The following is a 12,398-nucleotide window of genomic DNA, read 5'->3' as shown; positions in this document are numbered from 1 at the left end:
GAGATGTGGCACCTCAGCGGATTAGACGCCTCCGCATTGAAATTGTATGCGTGGAAAGGGGTGTTATGCAGCGTTGGCTTCGGGTTGTTCCGAGACTGGTTGTGATGACAGCAATTCGCTGGCGATGAGACTGATGAGAATGAGTGCCGCACCGAGGCCGGAGCGGAGGGTGAGTCGCTCGCCGAAAAAGAGCAGTGCTGTGAGCAGGGCGAAGGCTGGTTCGAGGGCGAGGAGCAGGGCGGTGTGGCTGGCCTGCAGATATTGCTGTGCCCAGGTCTGGACATAGAACGCTGCCGCCGTGCCGACGAGCGCGCAGAGCAGCATGGCGAAGATGAGGTATCCGCTGATATGGATGCGCGGCGTTTCGACCAGCGGCATGGCGACGGCGAGGAAGAAGGCTGCGAAGCCGATCTGCAGGGTTGCGAGTTGGGACGCGGGGACTTGCCGGGCTAAGTGCGACAGCGAAAGTAGATGCGCGGCGAAGGCGATGGCGCACAGGAAACTGAGGAGGTCGCCGAGATGGAGTCCGTGAGTGAATTCGCTTAACGGAAGGCCTGCAGGTGTGGTCAGTAGAACGATGCCTGCGAAGGCTCCGGCGGCACCGAACAGGGGTCCGATTCCGGGGCGGGTTGTGCCCGGCGGACGGAGTTTGGGAACGATGCAGAAGAGTGGCACGAGGACCACGACCAGTCCCGTAAGAAAAGCGCAACGGGGGGCTGTTGTGGTTTGGAGGCCGGTGGTTTGCAGGGCGTAGCCGAGGGCGAGGAAGAGGCCGGCGACGGCTCCTGCGCGGATGGCGGAACGGGACAGGTTGCGCAGGTGTCGGAGATGGACGACGGCTAAGGCGATGCATGCCAGCGTCATGCGCAGGGTGTTGAAGAGTAAGGGTGAGCAGTCGCGCAGGGCTTTCTGCACCACGCTGAAGGTGGCTCCCCAAACGAGAACGATGGCGAGAAGAAAAGCGTGGGCCAGGAAGGATTGGCGGCGCGTGACGATCATGACCGCTCGTCGCATTCGGCGGCATTTATGCCTGCGTAGCCGCAGAGGTCGAGCAGGACGAGAAGGACGCGGCGCAGGGCGAGGTCGCGGCCTCGCGTGTCGTGCCATTCGTTTGTGGTGTGGACGCCCCCGGCGAGTCCACCGGAGCCGATGGCGACTGCTTCGCGGCCGAGGGAGAGCGGGATGTTGGCGTCGGTGGAGCCGAGACGCTCTTCTGTGCGGAGGCGCAGGTGCCGGTCGGCTGCGTGGATGCTGGCGAGGAGGCGCGAGTTGGGTGCGAGTTCTCCGGCAGGGCGGTCGCCGATGAGTGTGATGACCGCCTTCAGGGTGTCGCGGTGAGAGCGCGGGATGGCGAGCATGGCGTCTTCGACGGCGCGGTAAAGACGGACTTCGAGCGAGAGGATCTGGCTGGCGTCGGTGGAACGGATGTCGAAGGTGGCGGAAGCGGATTGCGGGACCGAAGTGACCGACGTGCCGCCGCGGATTTCGCCGATGTTCAGCGTGGTTCGCGGGCGTGCGGGAAGTTTGAGTGCAGCGAGTTCGCTGATGGCCTGCGCGAGGATGACGATGGGGTTGGGCAGCGCGGAGTCAGTCCATGCGTGACCGCCGGGGCCGGTGATTTCGACACGGAAGCGTCGGCTACCGAGCGCACGGGTGACGACGGTTTCGTTGCCTGCGCCTTCGAGTGCGAGCGTGCCGCAGATACGTGATGCGAAGGGTGATGCGTTGAAGAGATGGCGCATGCCGCGGAGGTCGCCCTCGGCTTCTTCGCCGGTGTTGGCGGCGAAAAGGATGTTTGCGGCGGGGTTGATTTCCGAGTGGCGCACGGCGGCGGCGATGGCGAGGAGGGCGGCGAGGCCTGCGCCGTTGTCGGAGATACCGGGGCCGATGAGGAGCGATTCGTCTTCGCGGATGTCGAGTTCTGTTTCGGCGGCGAAGACGGTGTCGAGGTGCGCTGAGAGCAGCACGACGGGCGATGTGCCGTCGTCTTCATGGAGAAGGCCGAGCGCGTTGCCTGCTTCGTCAATGTGGACGTTGGCGAGGCCGAGGTCGTTCATGCGGTCGACGAACCATGCGGCGCGGGTGGCTTCACCGAAGGGTGGTGCGGGGATGGCGACGCATTCTTTCTGCCATGCGCGGATGCGTGGTTCATGCAGATGGAACCAGCCGAAGGCGCGATGGACGGAGCGGTCCTGCGCGATTTGTGCGATGCGTGCGAGGGGGAGGAGTTCGCGGTCGCGAAGAATCATGCGCTGGCCTCCTCAGTATTTGGACGATCGTTGCGGTAGATCACCTGCATCATGTGCAGACCCTGCGGTGGTGCGGTGGCTCCTGCGGCGTCGCGTTTCTTTGCGGCAAGGATGGCTGGGATGCTATCGGAAGGGATGCGGCCAGAGCCGATTTCGACGCAGGTACCCACGATATTTCGCACCATGTGATGCAGGAAGCCGGTACCGGTGACGCGATAGACGAATAGGTCATCTTTATGGAGCCATTCCGATGCGAAGATGGTGCGGATGTTGTTCAGCGGTTCACCGGACTCTTCTGCGCGACGTTTGCGGTCGGGGTCGCGGGCGGCGAAGGACGAGAAGTCGTGCGTGCCGATGAGGGCTGCTGCGGCCTGCTGCATCGGTTCCAGTTGCAGCGGCCAGCGGCAATCCCACGCGTACCGTGCGACGTGTGGCAGGCAGATGTTTTCTTCGCGACTGCCGGGCGTACGGCGGGGGAAGATGCGGTACTCGTAGGTCTTATTGAGGACGTTCGCGCGGGCGTGGAAGTCTTCGGGCACGGCTTCGCAGGTGAGGATGCGAATGGCGGAGGGAAGCCGGCGGTTGAGCGCGCGGTGGAGACGGTCTGCAGGGATATCGGCTTTCAGTGTGAGGGAGGCGGTCTGGCCGACGGCGTGGACGCCGGTGTCAGTACGCCCTGAGCCTTGTGGCAGGGCTTCTTCGCCGATGGTTTCGCGGAGGACTCGGGCGAGGGTGCCCTGGATGGTGCGGAGTTCGGGCTGGATCTGCCATCCGAAATAGTCTGTGCCGTCGTAAGCCAGAGTCAGCCGGAAGGTGTGGGCTGCGGTGTCAGTCTGGAATTGAGAATCGGGCATGGCAAGAGGTCCGCGGGAACATTGCGGATGTTTCGAACGTACCATGCACGACCATGCCGTGTGGCGTGGCCAGTGGTTGGTATACTTTGACTTCCGAAGGGAACACGGACGTACAAGTGGCCTGCGAATGGGGTCAGTCAGGCAATCGAAATGGATTGAACTGATCTGATAATCGGTCGCATGCAAGAAAGGTGCGTCCGAACGGGTCCGGCGAACGTCTCCCTTAGGAAAAGACTTTCCTCACAGTTGTTGGAGAACACAGGCGTGAAAGCAGGAACATTGCAGGGAGCGGCCGGAATCGCGCTGCTTTTCATGGGAACACTTGGCCAGGATGTGGCGCTGGCGCAGGCTGGGCAGCAACAGGCTCCCCCGGCGGGCGCACAGGCAAACCCCACCGCACCTGCTGCCCCGCAGGCGCAGCAGATTGACACGACTGGCCGACCGGATGTCCCGCAGGCTCCTGAGCCGGCCCATCCCGGACCGCTGTATCTGCGGGAAACCGGCAAGGATTACACCACACTGAAGAGCCATTGGAAGAATCCGATCGCGCCTTATACGGCGACGGATTACAACGCTCCTCGGTTAAGCAACACGCCCCGACTGAAAGATTTGTTGCGCGATGGCCGGATTTATCTGAGCCTTTCTGACTCGGTTCTGCTGGCGCTGGAAAACAACTTCGATATTGAAATCGCGCGTGTGAACCTGGACATTGCGGATACGGATATCCTGCGCGCCAAGGCAGGAAGCACGTTGCGCGGTGTTTCGACGGGTCTTGTCGCGAATACGCTGGGCGGCACTTCATCTACGGTGACAGGCGGCGGTGGCCCAGGTGGAACGACGACATCGTCGGGCGGTTCCGGTACCGGTGCCGCAGGCCTCGTGTTGTCCACGAACGGTGGCGGACCTACGCCGCTGAACCGGGACCCTCTGCTTTCGGGCACGCTGCAGTATGAGAGCTCAATCGCGCCGGGTGGAACGAGTATCTTCAACCCGAACTCCACGACGACGGATACGGCGACATACAACTTCGGCTATGCGCAGGGATTCCTGACGGGTACGCAGTTGAATGTCACGTATAACAACTCGCGTGTGACCTCGACTTCATTTTTGAGCGCGTATACGCCGCAGTTCAACGCGAACTTTAAGGCTACTGTTACGCAGAACCTGTTGCAGGGATTCGGCACGTGGATTCAGGGCCGTTTCGTACTGCAAGCAAAGAACAATCGCCGCATTACGGACTCGGCTTTCCGCCAGCAGTTGATCTACACGGTCACCCAGGTGGAAAGCATCTACTGGAACCTGGTGAGCGCGTACGAGGATGTGCAGGCGAAGACCCGCGCGTTGGAGCAGTCCACGAAGTTGGCTTCTGACAATCGCCGCCAGCTTGAGATTGGAACGCTGGCACCGCTGGATATTGTGAACAGCGATCAGGCTGTGAGCACGGATCAGCAGTCACTGACCACCTCGCAATCGAACCTGGAGTATCAGCAGTTGCTGATGAAGCAGGCGATCGTGCGTGATCTAAATGATCCTCAGCTTGCGACGGCTCCGGTGGTTCCGACGGATCGTGTGAGCCTGGAGCGTTTGCCGGAAGAAGATACTCCGCTGGAAGACCTGGTGAAACAGGCCTACGTGAATAATCCCTCCATTGAACAGGCAATCCTGAACATGGAGAACAACAAGATCACCATTCGCGCAGAAAAGAATGGTCTGCTGCCGGTACTGAATGCCTATGCATTCTACGGCGGCACGGGTATTGCCGGTACGGCGAATCCTGCCAGCTCTGCCTGTACGAATAACCCGACATTGCCGAACTGCGGTCTAGGCAACTATGGCGCGTATGGCACGGCGTTCTCAGGTGCGTTTAACAACAGCGCTCCGGATCGCGGTGTAGGTGCAACGTTGCAGATTCCGATCCGCAACCGTCCGGCGCAGGCTGACCAGGCGCGTTCGCAGATGGAATATCGCCAGGCACAGATGCGTTTGCAGCAGCTTTACACACAGACACGCATTCAGGTGATCAACGGGCAGTATGCGTTGACGAATGATCGTGCTTCCGTGGTGGCTGCGCAGGCGACGCGTGATTACCAGGCACAGGCTCTGGATGCAGAACAGAAGCGTTTCCGCCTTGGTGCTTCAACCACGGCGAATGTTCTGCAGCAGGAACGTAACCTGGCAACCGCTGAGAACACGCTGATCACTGCGACTGCGGTGTATGCACGTGACCGTGCTTCGCTGCAGCAGCTGCTGGCAAACACGCTGGACCGTTACGGTATCAATCTGGAGCAGGCTGCGACGGGCAACATCACCACCGCGCCTGTGATCCCGGGATTGACCGCGCCAAAGGATCCGGAACCGCCGAAGCCTTTGACGAATACACCTCCGCCGTTGCCGCCGTTTCAGGGCGTGACCCCACAGAGGTAAGCTTCACAAACGAACGACCGAACGAGGCAGAGAGAACACTCTCTGCCTCGTTTCCATTGTGCGCAAAGTACACTGGACAGGATGTCTGAAATCGTTGCAAACGCGCTTTCCTCCTCGTCTTCTTCGTATCTGCGCTCGGCTATGCATCAACCAGTGCAGTGGCTTCCGTGGGGGCCTGAGGCCTTTGAGCGTGCACTGGCAGAAGACAAGCCCGTGCTGCTGGATGTGGGGGCGGTGTGGTGCCACTGGTGTCATGTGATGGACCGCGAATCGTATGAAGATGCGGAGACCGCGGCGCTGATCAACGAACACTTCATTGCGGTGAAGGTGGATCGTGATGAGCGGCCGGACGTGGATACGCGTTATCAGGCGGCAGTGGCTGCGATCAGTGGGCAGGGCGGCTGGCCTCTGACGGCGTTTCTTACTCCGGATGGACGGCCTTACTTCGGCGGCACATACTTTCCGCCGGAAGAACGGTATGGACGCCCGTCGTTTCGGCGTGTGCTGATGACGATGGCCGCTTCGTATCAGAATCAGCGTGACGATGTTTTTGAGTCTGCATCGAGCGTGATGGAAGCGATTGAGCAGGGCGAAACATTCTCTGGTGCGATGAGTGATCTGGAGCGCGATGGTGCTGGCATTGCGCTGCTGCATCGCATGATGGATTCGGCGTTAAAGCAGTTTGATCCGGTGCACGGCGGGTTCGGATCGGAGCCGAAGTTCCTTCATCCTGGAGCGATTACGATGCTGACCGATGCGGCGTCGCGTGGTGAAGCGAATGCGGCGCAGTGTGCGGAAGCTGTATTGACGACGCTGAAGAAGATGGCGCGTGGTGGTGTCTACGATCAACTGGGAGGAGGGTTCCATCGCTACTCAGTGGATGAACGATGGATCGTGCCGCACTTCGAGAAGATGAGTTGTGACAACTCCGAAATGCTTAGGAGTTATTGCCATGCGTTTCAGACGTTTGCGGATGCAGAGTGCGCGGCGGCGACGCGAGGCATTGTGCAGTGGATGGATGAGTGGCTGTGCGACCGCGAGCAGGGCGGATTCTTCGCTTCGCAAGATGCAGACCAGTCGTTGGATGACGACGGTAATTACTTCACGTGGTCGCGTGCGGAGGCTGCGGAAGTTCTCACGCCGGAAGAGTTGAAGTTTGCCGAGGTGTACTACGACATTGGCGCGGTGGGCGATATGCGCCACGATGTTTCGCGCAATGTACTGTTCCGTCCGATGACGTTGGAGAAGGCCGCGGAACATGCAGGCGTGGATGCGACGCTAGCGCCAATGATGTTGAAGATGGTACGCGGGAAGTTGTACCAGGCTCGTTTGAAGCGGCCGATGCCGTTAATTGATCGCACGCTGTACACGGGCTGGAATGCGATGTGCATCTCTGCGTTTGTGACGGCGGGACGCGCGTTGCAGATGCCGAAGGCTATAGCGTTCGCGAAGAAGTCGCTGGATCGCGTGCTGGGTGCCGCGCTGCAGGATGGTGCTGTTTCGCACGTGGTGGCTTATGCCGACAAGGTTCACGCGACGAAGGTGTCCGGTGTTCTGGATGACTATGTCTTCCTTGCTGAAGCTTGTTTGGATGTTTGGGAGGCGTGTGGCGAGCAGGCTTATTACCTTGCTGCGGAGCAGATTGCGGAGACGCTGTTGCGGCGATTCTATGACGGCCGTGGTGGTGGGTTCTATGACACGCCGTCGGATGCAGCGGAGTTGATTGGCGCGTTGATCACGCGGCGTAAGCCGATTCAGGATGCGCCTACGCCTGCGGGAAATCCTGCTGCTGCGATGTTGCTGCTGCGGTTGCATGAGTTGAGCGGCAAGCAGGTGTATCGCGATAACGCGCAGGAGACACTGGAGACGTTCGCGGGCATTGTGGAGCACTTTGGTTTGTATGCCGCGACGTTTGCGCTGGCGCTGGGAAGGCTTTCGCGTCCGCCGGTGCAGGTCGTAATCGTTGGCGATGGAGAGGAAGCTGCGCGGCTGGAGTTGATTGCGTTGACGCCGTTCGCGGTGAATCGCACGGTGATTCGTGTGAAGCCGGAACAGATGGATGCGTTGCCGCCTGCGTTGATGGAGACGGTGGCGAAGATGCCTCGCGTGGACGGCGTGTATACGTTGGTTTGCAGCGGTATGACTTGCCATCCACCGATACGCGATGTGGAGGAGTTGATTACTGCTTTGCAGGCGTAGAGAGAGGGAAATGCAAAGAGGCCGGGTGATGATCACCCGGCCTCTTTCTTTTTGCCTTGTTGCGAGCGTTACTGCCAACCGCCACCGAGTGCCTGGTAAAGCTGTACCAGTGACGTCGCCTCACCTTGTTGCGCGCTGATGAGATTCAACTGCGCATTGAAGAGTGTGGAGTCACTGACGAGAACTTCCAGATAGGTTGCGGCGCCTGCCTGATAACGAACACGTGCGAGACGTGTCGAGTCCTGCGCGGCTGCGACAAGCTTCTGCTGTTCTTCACGTGCGGCACGTTGTTTGTTTACGGCGATGAGGGCATTTGATACATCGCGGAAGGCACCGAGGATGGTCTTCTGATAGGTGAGGACCATCTCTTCCTTCTGCTGTTTTGAAAGAGCGTACTGCCCACTCAGTTTGCCACCTGCGAAGATTGGCTGCGCGAGTGAACCGATGCCGTAGATGGTGCGGCCGGATGGATCAAAGAGATTGGAGAAGCTGTCTCCGCCGAGACCTGCGGAGAAGCTGATGGATAGCTGCGGGAAGAACTGCGCCTTGGCCACGCCGACGTTTGCGTTCGCTGCCTTGAGCTGTGCTTCCGCTTGCTGGATGTCCGGGCGACGCTCCAACAATTGCGAAGGGACACCTACAGGGAGATCCTGCGGCACAGGCGCGAGTGCAGATGCGTCTGTGTGCGTGACCGTACCGGGAGTCTGGCCCAGCAGAAGACGCATTGCGTTTTCCTGCTGCTCGCGCTGCTGTTCCAGCGTTGGGATAGCGGAAGTAGCACCGTAAAGAAGCTGTTCCGCCTGACGAAGATCCGAGAGCGGCGCGCGGCCCCCATCGGTCAGCGCGCGGGTGAGGCGCACAGAATCCTGCCGGGCCTTCAGCGTGTCCTGCGCTACGGCAATCTGTTCGTCGAGCGAACGCAGCGTGAAGTACGTGGTGGCGACCTGGCTGACAAGGGACATGCGCACTGCGGAGCGTGCCCAGTCCTGCGCGATGAGTTGATCGCGCGCAGCTTCCGTCTGTTTGCGATAGAGGCCCCAGAAGTCAGGTATCCACGCAGCGGAAAGATTAAGGCTGCCTGCAGTAATTGGTGAGCTAATCGTATTGCTGAGCGAATCCGGCAACTCCGCACCGATGCCCGAACCGCCAGCGTTGAACGTAGGGAACTGATTAGCGCGTGTGATCTTCACCTGCGACTGCGCTTCCAGTACTTTCTGTGCTGCGATGCGCAGATCGTAGTTGGCAGCGAGTGCCTGCTGAATGTATTGCTGCAGTTCAGGCTCGCGGAAGATCTCGCTCCATTTGCGATCGCCGATGGATTGCGTGGGATCGCTGGAGACGACTGCTTCATCCGCGCCGCGGAATGCCGGTGGTGCCGGCACCTGCGGGCGGGTGTATTTGGGACCAACATTGCAGCCAGTGGTGGCAATCAATGCAAGCGAAAGAACAGAGGTGATTGCTGGGTGTCGCATTAGTGTTGACCTCCATCTGCGGCAGCCGCGGCTACAGGATCAAAATCCGGCTTGGAATCCATCGTTGTGCCCTTACCGCCCTTGCCGAAGCGATGCGAGATGTATTCGACGACGGAGAAGGTGACGGGCACCATGAGGATGCCGATGATGGACGACAGCAACATGCCGCCGATCACCACGGTTCCGAGGATGCGTCGCGATACCGCGCCTGAGCCGGTGGCTGTCCACAAGGGAAGGCAGCCAAAGACGAAGGCGAAGCTGGTCATCAGGATGGGTCGGAAGCGCAGTCTTGCAGCTTCCAGTGCGGACTCTGCGATGGACTTTCCTTCCTTGTAGCTGAGGACAGCGAACTCCACGATAAGGATGGCGTTCTTTGCCGAAAGACCGATCAGCATGACGAGACCGATGGTGGCGAAGATGTCGTTTTCCATGGAGCGGATGCTGAGCGCAAGATACGCACCCAGAATGGCGACCGGTGTGGAGAGCAGAACGCTGAAGGGAAGAGTCCAGCTCTCGTACAGTGCCGCGAGGATGAGGAAGACGAAGAGCAGCGACAGACCGAAGACAACCCATGCAGGTACGCCTTGTGCCGCCTTCTGTTCCTGGTAGCTCATGCCGGTGTAGTCATAGCCCATGCCGGTTGGCATGGATTGCTGGAAGGTTTCTTCCAGTGCTTTTCGTACCTGTCCTGAGCTGTAGCCCGGAGCGCCGGTGACGTTCAACTGCGCGCCAGGGTGCTCGTTGAATCGGAGAACGAACTCCGGTCCATTGATCTGCTTCACGTGAACCAGCGATCCGAGTGGAACCTGGCTTCCGTTGGCACTGCGCACGTAGAACTGATTGATGTTGTCGATCTTCGTACGCGATGCACCTTCGGCTTCGACGTATGTCTGCCACTGTCGACCGAAACGGTTGAAGTAGTTGACCAGGTAGCCGCCCATGAAGGTGGACATGGTGTTGTACACACTGCTGAGATCCACCTGCTGCTGGATGACCTTTTCACGATCGACTTCAGCGTAGAGCTGCGGTACTGCCGGCAGGTACGACGGGATGGCCGCGGCAATCTCAGGACGCTTCTTCAGCGCGCCAAGATAAGCGAAGAGGTTTTGCGTGAGGAAGTTTGGATCATCCTTGCCGGATTGATCCTCCACCACCATGGTAACGCCACCCGAGGTTCCGATGCCGGGAATGGCTGGCGGCGGGAAACTGAAAGCCAATCCAGCGGGATTGCCCATCAGCTTCTGTCCGACCGAAGCCTGGATCGCTTCGATCTGCTCTTCCTTGGTTTTTCGATCGTCCCAGGGTTTGAGAGAGACGAAGAAGAACGCGCTGTTGGTGCTTTGTACCTGTGTCAACAAGCTGAAGCCGTTGACGGCTACAACACCACCAACACCCGGTGTATCAAGAAGCGCCTTCGTGATCTGCTGCGCGGCTTGATCCGTTTTCTGAAGACTGGTGGCATCCGGCAACTGCAGTGCAGCGAAGAGATACCCCTGGTCTTCCTGTGGGATAAAGCCCGTGGGCAGGCGCGAACCCATGAAGACTGCGACCACGGCGATGACTGCGAGCGCGATCATCGTGGCACCCGACTTGTGGATCAGAACGCGCGATGTTCCTACATAGGCTTCCGTGGTGCGACCAAAGACACGGTTGAACCAATTAAAGAAGCGTCCAAGCAGTCCGGGCTTCTGTTTGTGGTCCTTTGGCTTGAGCAACAGCGCGGCGAGTGCAGGCGAGAGTGTAAGAGCGTTGAACGCCGAGATGAGCACCGAGATGGCGATGGTCACAGCGAACTGCTGATACAGACGGCCGGTAATACCAGGGATGGCCGCTGTTGGGATGAACACCGCTGCGAGGATGAGGGCGATGGCGACGACGGGACCGCCTACCTCTTCCATCGCCTTGATCGTCGCATCCGTTGGCGACAAGCCTTCCTCGATGTGATGTTCGACGGCTTCGACCACGATGATGGCGTCGTCGACGACGAGACCGATGGCGAGTACAAGGCCGAAGAGCGACAGCGTATTAATGCTGAAGCCGAGCAGCGGGAAGAGCACGAATGTGCCGATGAGTGAGACGGGGACGGCCAGCAATGGAATCAGCGTGGCGCGCCAGCCCTGCAGGAAGATGAACACAACGATGATCACGAGGATCAACGCGATGCCCAGCGTCAGGATAATGTCGTGAATACCCGCGCTAACGGCCTTGGTGGTGTCCAGCGGCACGTCGTACTTGATACCCGGGGGGAAGGTCTTCTGCAGTTCGTCCAGGCGCTTGCGCACCTGCTCTGCTACCTGCACCGCGTTCGAGCCGGGTAGCTGGTAGATACCCATCATGCCGGCAGGTGCGCCGTTGTAACGTGCGGAAAGGCTGTAAAGCTGCTGTCCGAGTTCCACGCGTGCAACGTCGCGCAGATGCAGCACCGATCCGTCAGGATTGGCGCGCACTACGATGTTTTCGAATTCCTTCTCGTCCACCAGACGGCCCTGAGTCCGAACGGTGTAGGTGAACTGCTGTCCGTTCGGAACAGGTTCTCCACCAATCTGTCCTGCCGGGTTCACGGCGTTCTGTGTTCCGAGGGCAGTGATGACATCGGTCGCGGTGACGCCAAGGTTTGCGAGTTTGTTGGGATCAACCCAGATTCGCATGGCGTATTGGCCGCCAAATACCTGTACGCGGCTTACGCCGGGTACACGCGCAATTTCGTCCTGCACGTTGATGATGGCGTAGTTGGTGAGAAATTCCTGATCGTACTTCTTGTCGTTTGAGTTGATGCCGACAAGCATCAGGGGAGAGGTGAGCGCCTTCTGCACGGTGAGACCGGCAGTGTTCACCTGTGCGGGAAGCTGTGCCTGCGCCTGCGAGACGCGAAGCTGCGACAGGATCTGATCTGTGTCAGCATTCGTCTTTACGTCAAAGTCAACGAAGACCTGTGTCTGCCCGTTGTTGGCGTTGACCGAATACATGTAAAGCATGTTGTCCACGCCGTTCATCTGCTGCTCGATCGGTGTGGCAACGGCCTGCGAAAGTGTTTTTGCATCGGCGCCGGGATAGGTGGCCTGTACAAGGATTTCCGGCGGAACGATATCAGGGTATTGCGACGTGGGCAGAGTCAGCATGGAAACCACACCGACAATGACCGTAATAATGGCGATCACAATGGCGACAATGGGTCGCCGAATGAAAAATTTCGACACGAA

The 12,398-nt window shown here is 59.4% G+C and carries 7 protein-coding genes; 2 read left to right on the top strand and 5 right to left on the bottom strand.

What is annotated here, in order from left to right:
• Nucleotides 1-63: 63 nt before the first annotated feature.
• The 3 genes from M504_RS02620 to truA are packed head-to-tail and all read right to left on the bottom strand — an operon-like array spanning nucleotide 64 to nucleotide 3,103.
• Nucleotides 64-1,014 (bottom strand): DMT family transporter, encoded by a 951-nt coding sequence (locus tag M504_RS02620; RefSeq protein WP_232296130.1) that lies wholly within the window; start codon nucleotides 1,012-1,014, stop codon nucleotides 64-66.
• Nucleotides 996-2,249, bottom strand: a complete 1,254-nt coding sequence (locus tag M504_RS02615; RefSeq protein ID WP_047487630.1) for a M20/M25/M40 family metallo-hydrolase — start codon at nucleotides 2,247-2,249, stop codon at nucleotides 996-998. Before M504_RS02615 ends, M504_RS02620 begins: the two co-directional genes overlap by 19 nt.
• The gene (truA, locus tag M504_RS02610; RefSeq protein ID WP_047487627.1) at nucleotides 2,246-3,103 is read right to left on the bottom strand and encodes a tRNA pseudouridine(38-40) synthase TruA; all 858 of its coding nucleotides are present in this window, start codon (nucleotides 3,101-3,103) and stop codon (nucleotides 2,246-2,248) included. The genes M504_RS02615 and truA overlap by 4 nt, the downstream gene beginning before the upstream one ends.
• Nucleotides 3,104-3,367: 264 nt before the next feature.
• Between truA and M504_RS02605 the strand changes: the two genes are divergently transcribed.
• Both M504_RS02605 and M504_RS02600 read left to right on the top strand, forming a co-directional pair.
• Complete coding sequence (locus M504_RS02605) at nucleotides 3,368-5,527, top strand: TolC family protein (RefSeq protein WP_232296129.1); 2,160 nt, start codon at nucleotides 3,368-3,370, stop codon at nucleotides 5,525-5,527.
• Between the two features lie 81 nt (nucleotides 5,528-5,608).
• Nucleotides 5,609-7,726, top strand: coding sequence for a thioredoxin domain-containing protein (locus tag M504_RS02600; RefSeq protein WP_047487623.1), 2,118 nt, complete (start codon nucleotides 5,609-5,611; stop codon nucleotides 7,724-7,726).
• A gap of 68 nt (nucleotides 7,727-7,794) precedes the next feature.
• On the opposite strand, the gene M504_RS02595 is transcribed toward M504_RS02600, so the two are convergent.
• Together M504_RS02595 and M504_RS02590 are read right to left on the bottom strand one after the other, a co-directional pair.
• The gene (locus M504_RS02595) at nucleotides 7,795-9,198 is read right to left on the bottom strand and encodes an efflux transporter outer membrane subunit (RefSeq protein WP_047487620.1); all 1,404 of its coding nucleotides are present in this window, start codon (nucleotides 9,196-9,198) and stop codon (nucleotides 7,795-7,797) included.
• Nucleotides 9,198-12,395, bottom strand: a complete 3,198-nt coding sequence (locus M504_RS02590) for an efflux RND transporter permease subunit (RefSeq protein WP_047487618.1) — start codon at nucleotides 12,393-12,395, stop codon at nucleotides 9,198-9,200. Before M504_RS02590 ends, M504_RS02595 begins: the two co-directional genes overlap by 1 nt.
• Between the last annotated feature and the right edge of the window lie 3 nt (nucleotides 12,396-12,398).

It is taken from the genome of Terriglobus sp. TAA 43 (genome assembly GCF_000800015.1).
In the GTDB taxonomy this organism is placed as follows: domain Bacteria; phylum Acidobacteriota; class Terriglobia; order Terriglobales; family Acidobacteriaceae; genus Terriglobus.
Note: the sequence above shows the minus strand (reverse complement) of the source record. Positions and strands in the feature narration are given on the sequence as shown.